Origin of the sequence: Leisingera sp. ANG-Vp, assembly GCF_000813725.1 — a bacterium.
Taxonomy (GTDB): Bacteria; Pseudomonadota; Alphaproteobacteria; order Rhodobacterales; family Rhodobacteraceae; genus Leisingera.
This window is the reverse complement of the sequence record NZ_JWLD01000025.1, coordinates 56,953-76,791: the sequence shown is the minus strand read 5'-3', so window position 1 is coordinate 76,791 and position 19,839 is coordinate 56,953. Positions and strand designations below refer to the sequence as shown.

General features: G+C 63.5%; 21 protein-coding genes. 15 read left to right on the top strand and 6 right to left on the bottom strand.

Features of this window, described 5'->3' with window-relative positions; translation table 11 throughout:
• Positions 1-3: 3 nt before the first annotated feature.
• From RA20_RS25950 to RA20_RS09850, 3 genes are read left to right on the top strand one after another with little or no spacing between them, the layout of a single operon-like run.
• Positions 4-162: a hypothetical protein gene (locus tag RA20_RS25950; RefSeq protein ID WP_039127558.1), complete on the top strand. Its 159-nt coding sequence runs from the start codon at positions 4-6 to the stop codon at positions 160-162.
• A gap of 12 nt (positions 163-174) precedes the next feature.
• On the top strand, positions 175-399 hold the full coding sequence (locus RA20_RS09855; protein ID WP_039127555.1) for a DUF350 domain-containing protein: 225 nt from the start codon (positions 175-177) through the stop codon (positions 397-399).
• On the top strand, positions 396-1,949 hold the full coding sequence (locus tag RA20_RS09850; protein ID WP_039127552.1) for a polyamine aminopropyltransferase: 1,554 nt from the start codon (positions 396-398) through the stop codon (positions 1,947-1,949). Before RA20_RS09855 ends, RA20_RS09850 begins: the two co-directional genes overlap by 4 nt.
• Before the next feature lie 6 nt (positions 1,950-1,955).
• On the opposite strand, the gene RA20_RS09845 is transcribed toward RA20_RS09850, so the two are convergent.
• The gene (locus RA20_RS09845; RefSeq protein WP_082017972.1) at positions 1,956-2,816 is read right to left on the bottom strand and encodes a sulfatase/phosphatase domain-containing protein; all 861 of its coding nucleotides are present in this window, start codon (positions 2,814-2,816) and stop codon (positions 1,956-1,958) included.
• A 72-nt stretch (positions 2,817-2,888) separates the two neighbouring features.
• Here RA20_RS09845 and RA20_RS09840 point away from each other — a divergent pair, with 72 nt between their 5' ends.
• Entirely contained in the window at positions 2,889-3,995 is a 1,107-nt protein-coding gene (locus RA20_RS09840; protein ID WP_039127549.1) for a CaiB/BaiF CoA transferase family protein, read from the top strand.
• Between the two features lie 120 nt (positions 3,996-4,115).
• On the opposite strand, the gene RA20_RS09835 is transcribed toward RA20_RS09840, so the two are convergent.
• Entirely contained in the window at positions 4,116-4,901 is a 786-nt protein-coding gene (locus tag RA20_RS09835) for a helix-turn-helix transcriptional regulator (protein WP_039127546.1), read from the bottom strand.
• 144 nt (positions 4,902-5,045) lie between these two features.
• Here RA20_RS09835 and RA20_RS09830 point away from each other — a divergent pair, with 144 nt between their 5' ends.
• From RA20_RS09830 to RA20_RS09810, 5 genes are all read left to right on the top strand, one after another.
• Complete coding sequence (locus RA20_RS09830; RefSeq protein WP_039127543.1) at positions 5,046-7,031, top strand: CocE/NonD family hydrolase; 1,986 nt, start codon at positions 5,046-5,048, stop codon at positions 7,029-7,031.
• Between the two features lie 201 nt (positions 7,032-7,232).
• Positions 7,233-8,213: a glycosyltransferase family 2 protein gene (locus tag RA20_RS09825; protein WP_039127540.1), complete on the top strand. Its 981-nt coding sequence runs from the start codon at positions 7,233-7,235 to the stop codon at positions 8,211-8,213.
• Positions 8,214-8,215: 2 nt separating this feature from the next.
• Positions 8,216-8,596, top strand: coding sequence for a GtrA family protein (locus RA20_RS09820; RefSeq protein WP_052248920.1), 381 nt, complete (start codon positions 8,216-8,218; stop codon positions 8,594-8,596).
• An 18-nt stretch (positions 8,597-8,614) separates the two neighbouring features.
• A complete protein-coding gene (locus RA20_RS09815) occupies positions 8,615-9,379 on the top strand; it encodes a class I SAM-dependent methyltransferase (protein ID WP_039127535.1) in 765 nt (254 codons plus the stop codon).
• Entirely contained in the window at positions 9,376-10,842 is a 1,467-nt protein-coding gene (locus RA20_RS09810; protein WP_039127532.1) for a hypothetical protein, read from the top strand. Before RA20_RS09815 ends, RA20_RS09810 begins: the two co-directional genes overlap by 4 nt.
• 16 nt (positions 10,843-10,858) lie before the next feature.
• Here the strand turns inward: RA20_RS09810 and nadC are convergent, their stop codons facing one another.
• The 3 genes from nadC to nadA are packed head-to-tail and all read right to left on the bottom strand — an operon-like array spanning position 10,859 to position 14,322.
• Positions 10,859-11,713, bottom strand: coding sequence for a carboxylating nicotinate-nucleotide diphosphorylase (nadC, locus tag RA20_RS09805; protein WP_039127529.1), 855 nt, complete (start codon positions 11,711-11,713; stop codon positions 10,859-10,861).
• Entirely contained in the window at positions 11,710-13,266 is a 1,557-nt protein-coding gene (locus tag RA20_RS09800) for an L-aspartate oxidase (RefSeq protein WP_039127525.1), read from the bottom strand. The genes nadC and RA20_RS09800 overlap by 4 nt, the downstream gene beginning before the upstream one ends.
• 3 nt (positions 13,267-13,269) lie before the next feature.
• Complete coding sequence (gene nadA / locus RA20_RS09795) at positions 13,270-14,322, bottom strand: quinolinate synthase NadA (protein ID WP_039127522.1); 1,053 nt, start codon at positions 14,320-14,322, stop codon at positions 13,270-13,272.
• A gap of 289 nt (positions 14,323-14,611) precedes the next feature.
• Between nadA and RA20_RS09790 the strand changes: the two genes are divergently transcribed.
• The 4 genes from RA20_RS09790 (at position 14,612) to RA20_RS09775 (ending at position 17,953) form a co-directional block, all read left to right on the top strand.
• Positions 14,612-15,316 (top strand): ABC transporter permease, encoded by a 705-nt coding sequence (locus RA20_RS09790; RefSeq protein WP_039127519.1) that lies wholly within the window; start codon positions 14,612-14,614, stop codon positions 15,314-15,316.
• Entirely contained in the window at positions 15,316-16,026 is a 711-nt protein-coding gene (locus tag RA20_RS09785; RefSeq protein ID WP_039127518.1) for an ATP-binding cassette domain-containing protein, read from the top strand. Before RA20_RS09790 ends, RA20_RS09785 begins: the two co-directional genes overlap by 1 nt.
• Positions 16,023-16,826: a substrate-binding domain-containing protein gene (locus tag RA20_RS09780; RefSeq protein ID WP_039127515.1), complete on the top strand. Its 804-nt coding sequence runs from the start codon at positions 16,023-16,025 to the stop codon at positions 16,824-16,826. Before RA20_RS09785 ends, RA20_RS09780 begins: the two co-directional genes overlap by 4 nt.
• 83 nt (positions 16,827-16,909) lie before the next feature.
• Positions 16,910-17,953: a GlxA family transcriptional regulator gene (locus RA20_RS09775; protein WP_052248919.1), complete on the top strand. Its 1,044-nt coding sequence runs from the start codon at positions 16,910-16,912 to the stop codon at positions 17,951-17,953.
• Between the two features lie 27 nt (positions 17,954-17,980).
• Here the strand turns inward: RA20_RS09775 and phnF are convergent, their stop codons facing one another.
• Complete coding sequence (phnF, locus tag RA20_RS09770) at positions 17,981-18,694, bottom strand: phosphonate metabolism transcriptional regulator PhnF (RefSeq protein ID WP_039127512.1); 714 nt, start codon at positions 18,692-18,694, stop codon at positions 17,981-17,983.
• A gap of 107 nt (positions 18,695-18,801) precedes the next feature.
• On the opposite strand from phnF, the gene phnG reads away from it, so the two are divergent.
• Positions 18,802-19,254 carry a phosphonate C-P lyase system protein PhnG gene (phnG, locus tag RA20_RS09765; RefSeq protein WP_039127509.1) on the top strand — a complete coding sequence of 151 codons (453 nt, stop codon included), beginning with the start codon at positions 18,802-18,804 and terminating at the stop codon, positions 19,252-19,254.
• On the top strand, positions 19,254-19,838 hold the full coding sequence (gene phnH, locus RA20_RS09760) for a phosphonate C-P lyase system protein PhnH (RefSeq protein WP_039127507.1): 585 nt from the start codon (positions 19,254-19,256) through the stop codon (positions 19,836-19,838). The genes phnG and phnH overlap by 1 nt, the downstream gene beginning before the upstream one ends.
• Position 19,839: the final 1 nt, after the last annotated feature.

Sequence of the window (19,839 nt, the reverse complement as noted above, 5' to 3'; positions counted from 1 at the left end):
GCCATGAACCTGTTCCGCATTATCTTTCTGGTCATGTCCGGCGTTTCGATCGCTGGGGCCACCTATGTCTCGTACCATGGCTACGGCGGCGAGAGCCGTGACCTGGACACATCCATCCGCGCCGCCAGCGGCGGGCGCTACTCAAACGGCAACGTCAAATAACCGGGGGCTCTTATGGAGTATTTCTCTGCCATCCAGGCCGCTGAGCTGATCAGCACCGTCTTCTACACCTTTGTCGGCGTGGCGCTGATGGGGGTGATCTGGAAAGTGATCGACTGGCTGACGCCGTTCCCGATCATGAAGGAAATCGAGCAGGATCAGAACGTTGCGCTGGCGGTGCTGATCGGTTTTCTGTTCCTGTCCATCTCGATCATCATTGCTGCTGTCATCCTGTCATGACGGCGGCTGCCCCTGACCCGGGGGGCGTGCGGCTGCGCGAGCTCTGGCTGCTAGCCGCGACCTTTCTGGTGGCGGTCTCGGGCCTGATCTACGAGCTGATCGCGGCAACGCTGTCGAGCTATCTGCTGGGCGATTCCGTGCGCCAGTTCTCGCTGGTGATCGGGGTGTTCCTTTCGGCGATGGGGCTGGGGGCCTGGCTGTCGCGCTTTGTCGGCCAAGCCATGAGCGGCTTTATCTGGGCGCAGATCTGCCTAGGCATTGCCGGCGGCTTCATGGCGCCTGCGATCTTCTTTTCCTATGCTTGGATGGAGAGCGTTTCGGTGCCCCTCTACGGGCTGCTGATCCTGGTGGGTGTGCTGTCGGGGATGGAGATCCCGCTGATCGCCCGTGTGCTGAAAGAGATCGGCGCACCCGAGTTCCGCTTCGAGAATGTGCTGAGCGTCGATTATGTCGGCGCGCTGGCGGCCTCGGTGGCCTTTCCGCTGCTGATCATCCCGCAGCTGGGGCTGATGTCGGCGAGCCTCAGTTTCGGGGCGCTGAACCTGGCGGTGGCGGGCCTGTCGCTTTGGGTCTTCCGGGCCGCGGCGAGTAAAGGGCAGGTCGCGGTCTGGGCCGTGGTTTTTGCCGCGACGCTTGCGGGGCTGTGGCAGTCGGAACGGCTGGTTTCGGTGGCTGAGGCGGATCTGTTCGAGGATGACATCATCCTGAGCGAAGCAACGCCCTATCAGCAGATAACCGTGACCCGTTACAAAGACCGGGTGCGGCTGTTCCTGGATTACTCGATCCAATTCGACACCCTGGACGAGCACCGCTATCACGAAAGTCTGGTTCACCCGGCGATGGCTTCCGCGCCGCGGCGCAAGGATGTGCTGATCCTTGGCGGCGGCGACGGCATGGCGGTGCGCGAAGTTCTGCGCTGGGACGGAGTGGAGAGCATCACGCTGGTGGATCTTGATCCGCGGGTGACAGAGCTGTTCCGGGACCATCCGCAGCTGTCCGCGCTGAACGGCGGGGCGCTGAGGGATTCACGTGTGACGGTCCGCAACATAGATGCCTGGCAGTTCGTGGAGCGTACTGATCTGGTTTTTGACGTGATCATTGCAGACTTGCCTGACCCCAAAAACCTGGCGCTTTCCAAGCTCTACACCCGCCAGTTCTATGGCGCGCTGATGGAACGGCTGAGCGCGCAAGGGGTGATGGTGACCCAAGCCGGCTCGCCGCTGTTTGCCCGCCAGGCGTTCTGGTCGGTGGCCCGGACGCTGGAGGCGGCACGCAATCCTTATGCGCCGGGCGAGGGGCTGCGGATTCGGCCTTACCATGCCTATCTGCCAAGTTTTGGCGATTGGGGCTTTGTGATGGCCACGCCGCAGGCGCTGAAGCCCCGAGAGCTGGTGCTGCCGGACGGTCTTAAGTTTCTGGACAATGCGGTTTGGCAGGCGGCGCAGGTCTTTGCCGCGGACACCGGGGTGGTGGAGGCAGAGGTCAACACCCTGCAGTCCCATGCTTTGGCGGGTTATTACCAAGAGGGCTGGGATCAGTGGTTTGAATGAGAGGGCTCAGCCTTCCAGCGATGACATGTTCCAGGCGGCGAGCAGCTTGGGGAGGGCGATGTCCCAATCCATCACGCCGGATTTCTCTGCCCAATCCTGATACTGGCGGATCATCTCCTGTGCCCGGCGTTCCTCGCCTTTGATAATGTTGCTCAGTTCCGTGCGGTCGGCCTCCATGTCGTAAAGCTCCCAGTCCTGGCCGTGCAGGCGCACCAGCTTGAACTGGCCCATCAGCATCGCCGCATTGCCTTCGTGTTCGAAGAATATGGGCTGCTCGCGCTCCCAGTCCTTGCCGCGCAGCAGGGGCAGCAGGCTTTCACCTTGCATCGGCTGGATTTCGTGGCCGCCGAGTTCTGTCAGATACCCCGCCCCGGCGGCCTCAAGGATCGTGGACAGGATGTCCACCATATGGCAGGCGGCATGGGCAGTTGGGCGGACCTTGAACCCCTTGGGCCAATGGGCCACCAGCGGGGTGGAGATGCCGCTCTCATGCACATAGTGCTTGAACAAGCGGAACGGCGCGTTGGAGACATTAGCCCAGAGTTTGTCATAGCTTTGTAAGGTCTGCGCATCGCCGGGGCGCAGGTCCGGCACATTGCCCATGGTGATCTTCCTGCCGTCCTGAGTCACATCCGGGTAGAACTGGGCCCAGCCGTCCTCGGCCATGAATTCGGTGCAGCCGCCGTTGTCGCTGAGGAACAGGATCAGCGTGTTGGCGAACTGCCCCAGCTGGTCTGAAACAGCCCCATGTCGTCGGCGAGGATCAGGATTACATTGGCCCGGCTGGTCATTCGAATCGCGCTCCGCTGTGGTTTGAGCCGAGTATGCGAGGGAATGGTTCAGCGGAGAATTGAATAATTTGATCAAATCTTGCCGGAGGCTGCGTCAGCGGCTAAGCATGTCCGGCAGACACATTGGCGCCATCAGGGAGGAGTGCCCATGACCCCGCTAGCAGGCCTGAAAGTGGTCGAACTTGCCCGTATTCTTGCGGGGCCCTGGATTGGTCAGTCGCTGGCGGACCTTGGCGCCGAGGTGATCAAGGTCGAAAGCCCCGATGGTGATGACACCCGCAAATGGGGTCCTCCGTTCATTGAACGCGAGGGCGACAAGACCGCCGCCTATTACTATGCCGCCAACCGGGGCAAGGACAGCGTCACTGCCGACTTCCGCACCGAGGAAGGCAAGCAGGTGGTGATTGACCTGATCCGGGACGCCGACATCCTGATCGAGAATTTCAAAGTGGGCGGCCTGAAGAAATACGGGCTGGATTACGAGAGCCTGGCGCAGATCAATCCGCGGTTGATCTATTGCTCGGTGACTGGCTTTGGTCAGGACGGGCCCTATGCGGCGCGGGCGGGATATGACTTCCTGCTGCAGGGCATGTCGGGGCTGATGTCAATCACCGGCGAGCAGAACGGCCAGCCGCAAAAGGTCGGCGTGGCGATCACCGATATTGTCACCGGGCTGTATGGCACCATTGGCATCCTGGCGGCGGTGGAGCAGCGCCACACCACCGGCCGCGGCCAGCATCTGGACATGTCGCTGATGGATTGCGCCACCGCGCTCTTGGCGAACCAGGCGATGAACTATCTGGCGACCGGCGACAGCCCGGTGCGGCTGGGCAATGACCATCCCAACATTGCGCCTTATCAGGTGATGGCCGTCAGCGATGGCCATGTGATCCTCGCGGTGGGCAATGACGGGCAATTCCAGCGGCTGTGCGATGTGCTGGGGCTGGCAGAAGCCAAGGCGGATGCGCGGTTCCAGACCAACCAGCTGCGGGTCGCCAACCGCAAGGCGCTGACCGCAATTCTGGAGGAGGTGCTGGCCGGATGGGCGCAAAGCGATCTGCTGGCGGCGCTGGAGGCGGCGACGGTGCCTGCGGGTCCGATCAACACCATCGGCCAGGCGTTTGAGGATCCGCAGATCAGGCACCGCGGGATGCAGATTGAACCGGAAGGCGTGCCGGGGGTGCGGGGGCCGTGGAAGTTCTCGGAGGCTGAACTGGCGCTGGAGAAATCGGCACCGAAGTTGCCAAGGGAATAGTTTGCAACTCAGTCGCTGGTGCAGCGTTCAAGAGTGCTGCAGCTTTTGAGTCGGCCGCCAAGGGCTGCAGAGACCCGCGGGGTGTCGCAGCCCGGCCTGTCAGCCGGGCGGAGGGCGTTTTTAAACGTTCACATCCACACTCAGGGGCAGCTCTTCCCCCAGCAGGCGGCGGACTTTGGGGTCCAGGCGCGGGCTGTCTTCGCGGCAGGCTCCGGTGGCGGCCAGTGCCTCGCGCGCGGTGACCCGTTCGCTGATCCGGACCCAGACTGTGCGGGCGGCATAAGGCGGCTGGTCCGAGCGGGCGGAGATGCCCAGCACCAAGCCCTGCAGATAAGAGGTCTGCTGCGGATGGGCGGGCATCAGCACCGTTTCGGATAGGAAGCCATGCGCCCGGCGCGGGCTTTCGTACATGCAGATCCGGTTGTTGTGGAACACCGCCATGCCGCGGTAGCGGCCGCGCTGGCGGATGCTGCCGTCGCTGGCGGCGGCGCGCTCGAACGTGTCGGTGACCACATGGCCGTCTTCTTCGCGCAGCCGGATCAGGGTGCGCATGATATGCCCGGGCCAAGTCGGGGTGCGGTAGTAGCCGTGATAAAAGCCCAGGAAGCGGCGCATGTGCCGCGCCTGGCCTGCAAACTGCGCACCGAAATGCTGGGTGGGCGCAGCGATCCCGGCCCGTTGCATGTTTTGCGCCTGGCGGAAGTCCTGGTGCGGGGCAAACAGCTGCTCTTCCTCCAGCCCGAAGAACTGCGCGATGCGGCGCAGGTTGTGGGCTGAGGGCAGGCCGTGGCCGTTGAGGTAGCGGTTGAACTGCTGGCGGTTGATGCCGATGCCGCGGCAGACCTGGGCAATGCTGCCGGTCTCGGCGCAGAGCCTGCGCAGGTTGCGGGCGAAATCTTCTTGCATCGGCGCGGCCTTCTTCGCGGTTTGGCTGCCAGACTGCGTACATCCGCTTACACCTGCGGACAAGTGCTGCCTTTTCATGCGGGGCAAGTTTGGAGAAGGTGGGCCCAAGGGGCGCGGCCCGGACCACAAGACAAGGAATAGCAAATGCCCGGCGCATTCACCATCATAGAAAACACCTGGATCACCCTGCCGGACGGGCGCAAGCTGTCGGCGCGGATGTGGATGCCCAAGGGCGAGGGGCCGTTTCCGGCGATCCTGGAATACCTCCCCTACCGCAAGCGCGACGGCACTGCGCCGCGGGATGAGACCACACACCCGGTTTTCGCGGCTGAAGGCTATGCCTGTGTGCGGGTGGATATCGCGGGCACCGGTGATAGCGAGGGGGTGTTTGATGATGAATACTCTGAACAGGAGCTGAGCGACGGCGAGGCGGTGCTGGCCTGGATTGCATCTCAGCGCTGGTGCACCGGCAGTATCGGCATGATCGGCATCAGCTGGGGCGGCTTCAACGGGCTGCAGCTGGCGTTCCGGCGGCCTGAGGCGCTGAAGGCGGTGGTGTCCGTGGCCTCGACCGTGGACCGCTATGCCGATGACATCCACTACATGGGCGGCTGCCTGCTGAGCGACAACGCCAACTGGGGCAGCCAGATGTTTGCCTATCAGTCGCGCCCCGCGGACCCGGAGCTGCGCACGGACTGGCGCGAGGATTGGATCAAGCGGATCGAGGAAATGCCCTTTATGCCAGCCGACTGGCTGCGGCATCAGACCCGGGACGGGCAATGGAAACATGGTTCCGTCTGCGAGGATTGGTCGGCAATCCAGGCGCCGGTGCTGGCGATCACCGGCTGGGCGGATGCCTATGTGAATGCGCCGCCCGCGCTGGCGGCCAATCTGACCGTGCCGGCCAAGGCGATGATCGGCCCTTGGGAGCACCGCTATGCCCATATCGCCAAACTGGATCCGGCAGATTTTCATGGAGAGGTGCTGGCCTGGTTCGGCAAGTGGCTGAAAGGCGAGGAGACCGGAGCCGAAGACCTGCCGGACTACCGCGTCTACATGCAGGAGCATTTCAACCCCACCATGCAGAACAAACCGCGGCAGGGGCGCTGGGTGGCTGAGGCTGCGTGGCCGTCGCCCAATGTGCAAGAGCGGGTGATGCAACTGGGCGCAGGCGTGCTGGCGGAGGCGGCGGCAGGCGGCACTCTGGCAGTCAGCAGCCCGGCGACTGTGGGCCAGGCGGGCGGCTATTTCTGCCCGGGCATGCGGTTTGACAATGAGCTAGCGGGCGATCAGGCGGAGGATGACAAACTGTCGGTCTGTTTCGACACTGCACCCTTGGCCGAGCCGCTGGAGCTGCTGGGCCGCCCGCGTGTGAAGGTGGCGTTCAGCGTTGACAAACCGGTGGCGCAGCTGGTGGCGCGGCTGTGCGATGTCTCGCCTGAAGGCGTGTCGCAGCGGATCACTTTCCGGCCGCTGAACCTGACCTGCCGTAACGGCTTTGAGGCGCCGGAAAAGCTGGTGCCGGGGGAGCGTTATGAGGCGGAGATCGAGCTCAATGAATGCGCGCATCATCTGAAGCCAGACCATGTGCTGCGGCTGGCGCTGTCGACGTCGTACTGGCCGATTGTCTGGCCTGCGCCGGAGGCGGCGGAGGTGACGCTGCACCTGGAGAGCTGTGCGCTGGTGCTGCCGGAACGCCGGGTCTCCGACGAGATTGACCCGCAACAGCCCGGCGCGCCGCGGGACTACCCTGTGCTGCAAGCGGAGCAACTGCGCGCGGCGGGCGGCACATCCAAGACTTGGACCCGCGACGATGGCGCGCTGGTGCTTGATACTATGGATGACTACGGCAAGGCGGTGGATCCCTATCACGGCATCTGCGTAGGCAGCCATGTGACCATGCATTACGAAGTGCATCCCGATGACCCGGCCACGGCCGCCTTTGCCAGCGACTGGAATTTCGAGTTTGAGCGCGGCGGCTGGCAGGTGGCGATCGACACCGAGAACAAGGTGACCTGCGACCGCGAGAACTTCTATCTCTGGCGCCGGGTGACGGCCTATGAAGGGGCAAACAAGGAAGTTGTTCTGACTAAGGAATGGAGCGAGACGATTCCCCGCGGGGTGCTGTAAACCGGAGCGGGATGCGGGCGGATTTTCGGCAATTCGTCCGCATTTGCCTTGGTTTTGACATAGTGCGTTACCCAAAGCACACAGGCCCTTAACCATTTGATTGCAAATTCAGCTCTCAGCGGGCTGCCGTTGCCCTTGCTGCGCCGGATCGGCCAGTATTGTGGTTAACGAGCAGTTAACAAACAGACTTGAGGGCGGGAAATGCAGCTTTCCGTTGTTGTGCCCTGCTACAATGAAGACGAGTCGGTCCCCATGCTGGTGGAGCGGCTGGTGCAGGCAATTGAACCATGGGCGCATGAGGCCGAGATCATCCTGACGGATGATGGCTCCAGCGACGCAACCTGGGCGGCGATTGAGGCGGCCCATGCCAAATACCCGGTGGTGCGGGGCATCCGCCTGTCGGCGAACCGGGGGCATCAGGTGGCGCTGACCGCCGGGTTGGAGGCTGCGCGCGGTGCGCGGATCTTCATGCTGGATGCGGACCTGCAGGACCCTCCGGAAATCCTGCCCGACATGATGATGATGATGGACCGGGGTTATGACGTGGTCTACGGCCGCCGGGCAGAACGGCAGGGGGAGACCCTGTTCAAGAAGGCCACGGCCTATCTGTTCTACCGCTTCCTGAACACGCTGTCGGATGTGGACATCCCCAAGGACACCGGCGACTTCCGCCTGGTTAGCCGCCGTTCGCTTGATGCGGTTCTGGCGATGCCCGAGCGTGCGCGCTTTATCCGCGGCATGTTCGCCTGGGCGGGCTTCAAGCAGATCGGGCTGGAATATGTGCGCGACGCGCGGGTGGCGGGCGTTACCAAGTATCCGTTCCGCGCCATGCTGCGCTTTGCCACCGATGCATTGACCGGATTTTCCACCAAGCCGCTGAAAATGGCGACGCGGCTGGCGTTCCTGAGCCTCTACGTGACCTTCCTGATGGCGGTCTATGTGTTCCTGTCGCTGGCCTTGTACAGCACCGCGCCGGGCTGGGCGTCGATGCTGCTGGCGATTTCCTTCTTCTCCGGCATTCAGCTGCTGACCCTGGGGATCATGGGCGAATACATCGGGCGGCTGTATATGGAGAGCAAGCAGCGGCCGATGTACTTCCTGTCCGAAGAGACCGGCGGCAGGGAAAAACCGGCAGACCCTGTCAAGATCGAGTCTGCGTCGCTGCGCAAGGAAGCGTCCTGATCATGGGCGATGCTGGGCAAATCCTGCGCTTCTCGGTGGTTGGTGCCACGGTGGCCGGGCTTTATGTGCTGGGCTATTCGGCACTGCTGGCCGCCGGGATGGCGCAGCCTGCCGCCAATGCGCTGGCCTTTGCCGTGGCGGTCGCGGTGCAATACGTCCTGCAGACCGCCTGGACCTTCCGCCGCCCGCTGGCGCTGCCGGACCAGATGGCGCGTTTTGCCTGCACCATTGCGGCGGGCTTTGCCGTCTCGGCGCTGATCACCGGAACCCTTGGCCCGGCGCTGGGCTGGGCTGACTGGCTGTCCGCTGCGGCGGTCACCGTGATCCTGCCTATTCAGAATTTCATCATATTCCGCCTCTGGGTCTATGCCGCGGCTGGCTGAGGAACAAACGGAGCGACCATGTCCCATATCTATTCGAACGAGTTCTATGATTACATCGACCAGGGCGCGCGCACGTCGGCGCAGGCGATGATCTCGGTTGTGCAGCCGCAGCTGCAGGCGGGCAGCGTGCTGGATCTGGGCAGCGGCCGCGGCGTGTGGCTGAGCGAATGGATCAAGGCGGGCGTTCAGGACGTGGCCGGGGTCGACGGCGACTATGTTGACCGCGACCGGCTGGCGATCCCGCGCGGGCAGTTCCATGCCGCGGACCTGACCAAGCCTTTCGATTTGGGCCGCAAGTTCGATCTGGCGCAGAGCCTCGAAGTGGGCGAGCACCTGCCGGAGGCGGCCTCGGAAAGGCTGGTGGACAGCCTCACCCGCCATGCCGACCGGGTGCTGTTTTCGGCTGCGGTCCCGGGGCAGGGGGGCGAGTTCCACATCAACGAGAAGCCGCTGTCCTTCTGGCAGGACATGTTTGCCGCGCGGGGGTTCGCCGCCTTCGACTTTGCCCGGCCCAAGCTGAAGCACATGGAGGGCGTTGAGCCCTGGTACCGCTACAACACTGTGCTTTATGCCAATGCCGCGGGCCGCGAAGGCCTGCCGCAGGAGGTGCTGGCAGCAGAAGTGCCGGCCGGGCAGAAGGTGCCGCTGGCGGGCAGCCTCGGCTGGCGGATGCGCCGCGGGATCGTCTCACTGATGCCGCAGCCTATGGTGACCAAAATTGCCCAGGGCCGCGCCGCCGTGCTGGCCCGCCGGGCCCGCCGTCTGCAGGAGGCTGCCGGATGACATTCGCGGCAGCAGAGGCCAGCGCGCCCCGTCAGCGCGCCATTTCCAGGCTCTGGGTGCTGATTGGCGCGGTTTACGGCGGCCTGCTGCTGGCGGCGCTGTTCCTGCTGCCGGATCCGATGATCCGCCACGACGACTACCCTGCGCTGCTGGCAGAGCCGGGGCTGTTCTACACCAAGACCCTCTCAGAAGGGCGCTGGCTCAACTACTTGTGGCATCTGCGCGGAGTGGTGACACCGGCCTGGGTGAACTACCTGGCGTATCAGCTGCTCTGGGCTGTCTACCTGGCCTGCCTGGTGCACAATGCCTTTGGCCGAGAGGCGGAGGTCTGGCAGCGGGTGGCTGTGGCTCTGATCGCCGGGCTGTGCTTCCCCTGGATCCTGATTTCGTTGTGGTTCAACACGCTGATCCCCGGAATGGCAGTGCTGGCGCTTTACGGCTGGCTGGCCACCCGGCTGAGCGAGCGTGCCTGCCGCTGGCTGATGCTGGTGTTCGTACCGGTGTCCTTGATGGCCTATACCACATTTCCATTTCTGATCCTGGCGCTGAGCCTGACCCGTGCAGGCCTGACCCGTTCGGCCCGGGACCTGGCCGGGCTGCTGGCGCTGTTCATCGCCAGTTTCGCTTTGGGGATGCTGGCGATCTACACGCTGAATTTCCTCGAACATGGCGTCTTTGGGGTGCCAATGGCCGAATGGCGCAACCCGAGCCCTGCGCATGATCTGGCTTCGGCACTGGAAAATGCCCAACTGGCCTGGGAGTTTCTGAGCGGCCTGGCGGTTAAGGGCTCTTATGCCAATACGCCGCTGATGCTGCTGCAGGGCGCGGTGCTGGCGGCGGCAGTCTGGAGCCTGCTGCGGCAGGACAAATGGCGTGCGCTTTACATGCTTTCAGGCGCGGCGCTGGGGCTGGGGCTGATCTGCCTGCAGGTGGTCCGCACAGGCATCGATATGCCGGTCCGCTCCGGTGGTTTTCTGTGGATCTTCTTTGCGGTCTTCCTGGGGCTGTTTGCCATTTCCTTGCAGCAAAGCGGCCGGGCGCGGCTGGGCCGCTACCTGCTGGCGCTGACTGCGGCGGTTTATGTGATGTTCGCACTGATGCTGCAGCAGTCTTATGCACGCTGGCCGGAGCTGAGCCGGGCGATGGCGGTGGAGCTGCAAGCTGCTGAAGGCCCTGTCTTTGTGACTGGTACTTACCTGTCGCTGGAGGCCGCGGTGAAGGCGGACCTGCAGGAGACCTATGCAATGGAGGCCCGGCTGGAACTGCTGACCGGGCGCGATGTCATCATGTGCGAACGCACGCCCGAGGCCTGCGCAGCCTTGCCAGAGGCGCTGCGCAGCGGTCTGCAGGGAAGCGGGTTCGAAGTGCGCGCGGTTGAGGCCGGCTCAGTGCTGATGCTGTCGCCGGTGGCGCTGCGGGACGCGAAACTGGACGCCGCCCGCAAGCGGCGCCAGCAGAACTGATCAAGCCAGGCTGCCTTCAGAAATCGAGACCCAGGTCCAAGGTGCGGGCCGAGTGGGTCAGTGCACCCGAGGAAATGTAATCGACCCCGGTGGCGGCCACTTCGGCGATGCGTTCAAGACGCATATTGCCAGAGGCTTCGGTCACCACATGGCCCTTGGCCATTTCCACAGCCTTGATCAGGGTGGGGGTGTCCATGTTGTCGAGCAGAACAACATCGGCGCCGCCGGTGGCGATGACCTCAGACAGCTGGTCCAGGGTGTCGACCTCGATCTCCACCTTCATCATGTGGCTGACCGAGGCTTTGGCAGCTTCCAGAACGGCTTTGACACCGCCTGCTGCCGCGATGTGGTTATCCTTGATCAGGATCGCATCCGACAGGCCGAAGCGGTGGTTGTAGCCGCCGCCATGCAGTACTGCCTGCTTTTCGGCAATCCGCAGGCCCGGGGTGGTCTTGCGGGTGCAGGTGATGCGGGTGGCGGTGCCCTTGGTCTCAGCCGCAAAAGCAGCGGTCAGGGTGGCAATGCCGGTGAGGCGGCCCGCGAAGTTCAGCGCTACACGCTCGCCTGACAGGATCGAGGCGGCGGAGCCTTCGATGGTCATCAGCGTGTCGCCCTTCTTGCAAGCACTGCCATCGGGCAGCAGGGTCTCGACCTTCAGTCCGGCATCGACGAGGTGAAAGGCGATGCGGGCGATCTGCATGCCGGAGACCACGCCATCCTCGCGGGCGTTCAGCCGGGCGGAGTAGGTGGCATCAGCCGGGATCACCGCGCGGGTGGTGATGTCGCCGTTCTGGCCCAGGTCCTCCATCAGCGCAGCACGCACCATCGGTTCCAGGATCAGGTCGGGCAGGGTGGCGAATTGGGTGCTCATGTCAGCTCCTCTTGAACCTTGGTGCGGATGGCCAGGGCCTCGTCCAGGGTGATGCGGGTGCGGTGCGCCTGCGCGGGGTCGGCTTCGGGGAAGTCGTCGCGGAAATGGCCGCCGCGGCTTTCTTCGCGCCGGAGTGCTGCAGCGGCAATCAGCGTGGCCGTGGCGCACATGTTGGTGAAGTTCTCGTCCGATGCCTGTTCGGCTTCAAGCCGGGCGATGGCGGCAAGCGCCTGTTTCAAACCTTGAGCGGTGCGGCGGACGCCTGCGTGGGCAGTCATGGCCTCGCGCAGGGATTTCACCGCTTCCGGATCCAGTTCCTGCCCGCCATCCGGAAACTTGAGGCGAAGCTCGCCGGTATCTGCAGGACCATCCAGACTGCTGATATCCTGCGCCGCGTTGCGGGCATAGACCAGTGCTTCCAGCAAGCCGTTGGAAGCCAGCCGGTTGGCGCCGTGCAGGCCGGTTGAGGAGGCTTCACCGCAGACCCATAGATTTCTGAGACTGGTGCGGCCCTGCAGGTCCGCCTCGACTCCGCCCATGTGGTAATGGGCAGCCACTGCCACAGGGATCGGTTCTTTCACCGGATCGATGCCTGCGCGGGTGCAGGTTTCGGCGACGGTGGGAAAGCGGGTCAGAACTTCGGCGCCAAGGGCTGCGCGGGTGTCCAGCATCGGGCGGCGGCCTGCCTGCGTCTCGGCAAAGATCGCACGGGCGACGATGTCGCGCGGGGCGAGTTCGGCGTCCGGGTGCGCCGGGACCATGAAACGTTCGCCATCTGCATTGATCAGCACCGCGCCTTCGCCGCGCAAAGCTTCGGTGGCCAGCGGAGCAGGGTCCTCGCCGATATCGAATGCGGTGGGGTGGAATTGCACGAATTCAGGGTCGGCGATGCGGGCGCCTGCGCGGGCGGCAAAGCCGATCACCTGGCCGCGGATGCGGGGCGGGTTGGTGGTGTGGGCGTAAAGCCCACCGGAGCCGCCGCCTGCCAGCAGCACGCCGGGGCATTGGATCAGCACCGGGGCAGAGGGCGCATCGGCGCGGGTGATCCAGATGCCTGTGACGGTCTCGCTGTCTGTTTCCAGCCGCACGGCTTGGGTGTTTTCCAGCACCTGCACGGACGGCGCTGCGCGCACCGCGGCAATCAGCGTCTGCATGATCTGGTCGCCGGCCTGGTCGCCCTTTACCCGCACCACGCGGGCAGCAGAGTGTGCGGCCTCGCGGCTCATCACATAGTTGCCATCGGCGTCGCGGTCGAAGGGCGTGCCAAGTTCTGTCAGGTCGATGATGTGTTCGCGCGCTACCCGCGTGACCATTGCGGCAACTTCGGGATCGACGGTGCCGGCGCCGGCAAGCAGAGTGTCGTCCGCATGTGCCTCGGGCGTGTCATGAGCGGCCATGGCCGCTGCCACGCCGCCCTGCGCCCAGGCAGAGCTTGCGCCTTCGCCCAGAGGTTCGGGCGAAATCACCAGAACCGGCCGCGGTGCCAGCTCAAGCGCGGCATAAAGCGCGCCAAGGCCTGCGCCGGCAATGACGATACGGCCGGTTTCGATCACGGATCAGATGCCCAGTTTCTGGCTGAGGTCGATCATCCGCTGAACCGCAACGCGGGCCTTGTCTGCGACCTCAGGGTCAACCTCGACCGGCTCGGACATGGTGTGCAGCGACCACAGGATCTTCTCCAGGGTGATCTTCTTCATGTAGGGGCACATGTTGCAGGGGCCGACGAAGTCCACCTCAGGCAGCTGATCGGCGATGTTCGAAGCCATTGAGCATTCGGTGATCAGCAGCGCCTTCTCGGGCTTCTCGTCAGTCACGTATTTGACGATGCCGCTGGTGGAGCCGGAGAAATCGGCCTCGGCCACCACATCCGGCGGGCATTCCGGGTGGGCGATCAGCCGGGTGCCCGGGTTCCATTCACGGAAGTCGCGTAGGTCCTGGGCGGTGTACTGCTCGTGCACAATGCAGGAGCCTTCCCACCAGACGATATTCTTTTCCGGCACCTGGTTGGCGATGTTCTGCGCCAGATACTGGTCCGGGGTCATGATGATGGTGTCTTCTTCCATTGCCGCCACGATCTGGGCCGCGTTGGAGGAGGTGCAGCAGATGTCCGATGCAGCCTTCACCTCAGCCGTGGTGTTCACATAGGTGACCACCGGCGCGCCCGGGTAGCGGCGGCGCATTTCCTCGACACCCTCGGCGGTGATCGATTCTGCCAGCGAGCAACCCGCTTCCATATCCGGAATCAGAACGGTCTTGCCGGGGCTCAGGATCTTGGAGGTTTCGGCCATGAAGTGCACGCCGCACTGCACGATCACATCGGCCTCGACCTTGGTGGCTTCGATTGCCAGCTGCAGGCTGTCGCCGACCACGTCGGAGATGCCGTGGTAAATTTCGGGCGTCATGTAGTTATGCGCCAGAATCACCGCGTTGCGCTGCTTTTTCAGCTCCAAAATCGCCGCAACATAAGGCGCATGGGTGACCCATTCGACGGGGTTCACCACGCGGTCCATCCGCGCGTAGACGTCTGCCATCTTCTCGGCCAAAGCCGGATTGGGCGCCAGATCATAGTGGGTGGCGAGCTGATCCCGCATGGATTGCAGGTCGAACATGGCATTTCCTCAAGGTTGCGTCCGGGGTGACACTTTGGGCGGGGGTTGTTTCACGTTCAATACGCGCACGCAAGCGCGCGGAAGCGGTTTTGGAGCCAAATGCGGTGATTTGGCGCTAACAGGCGGCATCTTCGGGAAGCCGTTGTTTTCCAGATGGGTATCCGCGGCAGCATTTTCCAGGCGGCATGCCGTTTTTGGCTGTCCTGGTGTCCTCTCCTGTGATTTGGAGCCGCGGCAGGACATGGTAGACCGGGCCGGTGCAGGGCCTTTGGGAGAACAACGGAGCGCGATGACTGATCTGTGGGCAGGATTGAGCCAGGCCTTTTGGCTGCTGGTGACGCTGGACGCGGATCTGGTGGAGATCACCCTGCGCTCTTTGCGGGTGACGCTGACAGCGCTGGCGATTGCCTGTGCCATCGCGCTGCCGCTGGCTGCCTTTCTGGCGGTGCGCCGGTTCCGGCTGCGCCGCGCCACGATTGCAGTGCTGAACGCTCTGATGGGGCTGCCGCCGGTGGTGGTTGGTCTGGTGGTCTATGTGTTCCTGTCCCGCGCCGGACCGTTCGGCGTGTTTGGCCTGCTGTTTACACCCACGGCCATGATCATCGCTCAGGTCATCATCGTGGTGCCGCTGGTGGCCTCGGTTGCCCATCAGTCGCTGCGGGAACTATGGAGCGATTACCACGATCTGCTGATCTCGATGAATGCCACCCAGCTGCAGCGCATCCAGGCGCTGTTGTGGGATGGGCGGCGGGCTTTGCTGACGGCGGCTCTGGCGGGCTTTGGCCGTGCCATTGGCGAGGTTGGTGCGATCATGGTGGTGGGCGGCAATATCGACCATGCCACCCGGGTTCTGACCACGGCGATTGCGCTGGAGACCGGCAAAGGCGAGTTTGCCATGGCGCTGGGTCTGGGCTTTGTGCTGATTGCCTTGGCCATTGCGGTCAACCTGTGCATCCACTGGCTGGGCCGCACCGAGAGCGAGGGGCGCTGGTGATGCAGATGTTCCCGCTGGTAGCCAAGGGCGCGCAGGTGCGCCGCCGCGGCAAGGTGCTGGTTGGCCCGGTTGATCTGACTTTGGGCGGGCAGGGGACGTCGATTGTGATTGGCCCCAACGGTGCGGGCAAGACAACTCTGCTGAAGATGCTGCACGGGATCGTGCGGATGAACGGCGGCAGCCTGGATTGGGCCTGCCCGCTGGAAGAGGCGCAGAAGCGGCAGGCCTTTGTGTTCCAGACCCCGGTGATGATGCGGCGCACGGTGATCGACAATATCGCCTACCCGTTGCGGCTGACCGGGATGGGGCGCAAGGACGCGCGGGAGCGGGCGGCGGATTGGGCGTCCCGGGTGGGTCTGGGGGAGATCCTGCAGCGCCAGGCCACCATGCTGTCAGGCGGCGAGCGGCAGAAACTGGCACTGGCGCGCGCATTGGTGCGGGAGCCGGAAGTCCTGTTCCTGGACGAGCCCTGCGCCGCGCTGGACGGCCGTGCGACGCGCGAGATCGAAGAAATTCTAGCCCATGCCTCGGACAGCGGCACAAGGCTGATCATGTCCACCCACAACATGGGCCAGGCCCGGCGGCTTGCGGATGAGGTGATCTTTGTCCTTGGCGGCCGCATTCATGAATTCAGCCCGGCAGATGAATTTTTTGCTGGGCCCGGAACCTCTCAGGGACGCGCATTTCTGAACGGAGATATTGTCGAATGAAACGTTTGATTTTGGCTGCTGCTGCCACTGCAGTGCTGGCCACGGCCGGTTTGGCGGAAGAGATGAAGATGGCGGTGACCACCTCCTTCCACAATTCCGGCCTGGCAGAGGTGCTGCTGCCGGAAATCAAGAAGGATCTGGATCTGGATGTGCAGTTGCTGGTTGTCGGCACTGGCCAGGCGATCCGCCTGGGCGAAGCGGGCGACGTGGATGCCATCCTGGTGCACTCGAAAAAAGCCGAGGAGGCGTTTCTGGCCGGCGGCAATGGCACCCACCGCCGAGAGATCATGTACAATGACTTTGTCTTCATAGGTCCTGAAAATGATGCGGCCGGAATTGCGGAAGCTGAAGATGCGGCCGGTGCGCTGCAGAAGATTGCCAGCGCAGAGGCGGCCTTTGTCAGCCGCGGCGATGACAGCGGCACGCACAAAAAGGAACTGAGCCTTTGGGGGACTGCGGGCCTGTCGCTAGAGACTTTTGGTCCTTGGTACCGCGCGGTTGGTGCTGGTATGGGCGCGGCGCTGAACACTGCCTCGGGCATGGACGCCTATATCATGTCGGACCGGGCCAGCTGGCTGAACTTTGGCAACAAGGGCGGCCTGGCGCTGCTCTTTTCCGGCGACCCGGTGCTGTTCAACCAATACGCCTACATCCCGGTAAATCCTGAAAAGCACGGCCATGTTAAGAATGGCCTGGCGATGGAACTGGAGGCATGGCTTGTGTCTGACAAGGCGGCTGCTCTGATCAACAGCTATCAGATCAACGGCGAGGCGCTGTTCGTTTTCAACGCGGCACCGTAACCTGATTTGCAGCAGGGCAGGGGCGCCATGTGCGGCGCGAAAGCCACTTACGCTAACGGCTATGACATGCCAGACTGCGCGCCATGACGACGGACTATCAATCTTCCGGCCCGAAAAACTCTCAGCCGCGCTTCTCCGGAAGTGCGGCTGCGGATCCTTTTGGGCTTTCCTCCAAGCGGCAGAATGCGCGCCATAGGTTCCATTTTGTGCTGCTGCCCGGGTTTTCCCTGCTGTCGCTGGTTTCGGCGCTGGAGACCTTGGAAAACGCCAATCTTTGCAGCGGTGAAGCGCTGTATGACTGGGTGCTTTGCAGCATCGAGGCGGGGCCAGTGGCCTCTTCTTTGGGAATGCCTGCCGAAGCTGGGCAAAGCCTGGACGATTGCCGGGATCCGTCTGACATCGTGCTGGTTGGCGGGTGGCAAACCAAAGAGCTGGAAAGCCGCAAACTGAGCATCTGGCTGTCCCGCCATGCCCGCGGCGCAGTTCGGGTGACCGGGCTGGCCACCGCAGCCTTTGTGCTGGCGGATGCTGGGCTGCTCGACAAGGCCCCTGCGACATTGCATTGGCAGTTTCGCGACAGTTTCCGGGAGATGTTTCCGGAGGTTGAACTGAGCGACAGGCAGTTTGTATCGGAGGGGGACCGGTGCACCTCATCTGGCGGGGTGTCCTCAATCGACCTGTTCCTGGATTTGATTGCACAGGATCACGGCCAGGCTTTCGCTGAACGCGTGGCGGAAAGCATGAATTACGGCATGATCCAGGAGGTCCAGAGGACCATCAGTGCCGTGGCCCCGGTGCGGACGCGGGTGCGCAACCCCAAGCTTGCGGCGGTGATCGGTGCCATGGAGCAAAACCTGGAAGAGCCGCAGCCGCCCTCCGTGCTGGCGAAGCAGGCAGGGATCTCCGCCCGCCAGCTGGAGCGGCTGTTCCGCAGCCAGCTGAATGTGACCCCCAAACAGTACTACATGCAGCTGCGGCTGCGCCGGGCCTATTTCCTGCTGACCCAGACCCAGATGAGTGTGCTGGATGTGGCGCTGGCTTGCGGCTTTCAGGCCTCCAGCCATTTCTCCAAGTGCTTCCGCAACGCTTATGGGACGACCCCGGCACAGATGCAGCGGGGCGGTTGAAGCGCCGGCCGCCAGGCCCGCCTGCTTTCAACTCTCGCCGCCGACCGTCAAAGTAACCCGGTCGCCGGCAAACCAGGTGCGGCCGAATTCGACTGGCCTGCCTGCCGGGTCGGCATTGATGCCCGTGGTGCGCAGGATCGGGCTGCCTTCCGCCACTTTCAGGTGCAGGGCCTGGGTGGCAGTGGCAAGCTTTGCCGTTATCCGGGTTTCGGTGCGGGTGTAATCCTCGATCCCATACTGCTGCAAGGCCGCAGTGACCGAGCGCTGCTCCTGCAAGGCATCCAGAATGCCGGGGAAGCGGCCGGCCGGAAAAATGCTCTGAAACAGTGCAATGGGCTGGCCGTCCGCCAGCGACAGCCCGTCATACACATGCACTTTGTCTCCGGGATCGAGCTGCAGTGCGTTGGCCTCAGGGGCAGCGGCGGCCCGGGTTTCCAGTGTCAGGATCTGCTTGGCGGGGCTGCGCCCTTCCCGTGCCAGGTTCTGGTGGAACCGCACCCGCTTTCCGATCGGGTAATCTGTTGGCTTTGCAGCCACAAACACGCCTGCGCCGCGGCGGGAATGCACCAGGCCCTGGTCTGCCATATCTGCCAGAGCCCGGCGCACGGTGTGCCGGTTCACTCCGAAGCGGGCCGATAGCTGCGCTTCGGCCGGCAGTTTGCCGCCGGTCTCGTAGCGGCCCTGGGCAATGTCATCAGTCAGGGCAATAGCGATGGATTTCCAGACGGGGGTGCGGGGCATGTCACGGAACTTTCACAAGATGAGGATTGCGCCATCCGGGGCGACTCAGATAACATTTGTCTAGTTGTATAGTAAATGTAGACAACCTGGCCAAGAGGCTTAGACAAATGAACACCACTTTTTCTGCAGAGGACCGCAAAGGCTGGATGAGCCTGCTGGCCACTGCTGACGAGGCCCGGCTGACCGAGCTGTGGCAGGACTGCGGCGCCAATCCCGTTTGCGAATTTCTGCGTGCACCTGAGGCAGGCGGCGTCATGGTGCGCGGCCGGATGGGCGGCAGCGGGGCACCGTTCAATCTGGGTGAGATGACTGTCACCCGCTGCGCCTTGTCGCTGGAGGACGGCACGGTTGGACACGGCTACGTGCAGGGGCGCAGCAAGGCCAAAGCTGAGATCGCGGCAAAAGTTGACGCTCTGATGCAGACCGCTGCCGCGGGAGTTCTGCGGGATGCGGTTCTTGCACCGCTGGCGGCGGAGCGACAGGTCCAAAAGGACCTGCGCGCAGCCAAAGCGGCGGCAACCAAAGTCGAGTTTTTCACCATGGTCCGGGGAGAGGACTGATGAGCCTTCAAACCAGCTCCGCCGTCTACGCAGGCGGGTTCAGCAATCCCCCGGTGGCTTCGGCGCATGCATTCCGGGCTGCAATGAATGCGATGGCCCGCCCTGGCGAGGTCCAGGAAATCACCGGCGCCACCCCGCCTGAGGGGATTTCCCCAGCCGCAGGGTGCCTGCTGCTGACGCTGTGCGATCCGGAGACCGGTGTGTTTCTGGCGCCGGGTGCCGATACAGAGGCTGTGCGTGCCTGGCTTGCGTTCCACACCGGAGCGCCCATCGTGGCGGCCGAGCAGGCAGATTTCGTCCTTGGCAGCTGGGAAGCGCTGATGCCGCTGGCCCGCTTCCGCACCGGCACTCCGGAGTATCCGGACCGTTCTGCCACCTTGATTGTCGAAGTGCCTGGTTTCGGCACGCCAAACGCACAGCTCAGGGGGCCGGGCATCAAGGGCACCGCAGAAATGCAGCTGCCGGAGCTGGCGGCGTTTCAGGACAACGCGGTTCTGTATCCGCTCGGCCTGGATTTCTTCTTTACCTCGGGTTCGCAGGTGGCTGCGCTGCCGCGGTCAACCCAAGTAGCTGCGGAGGCTTGAG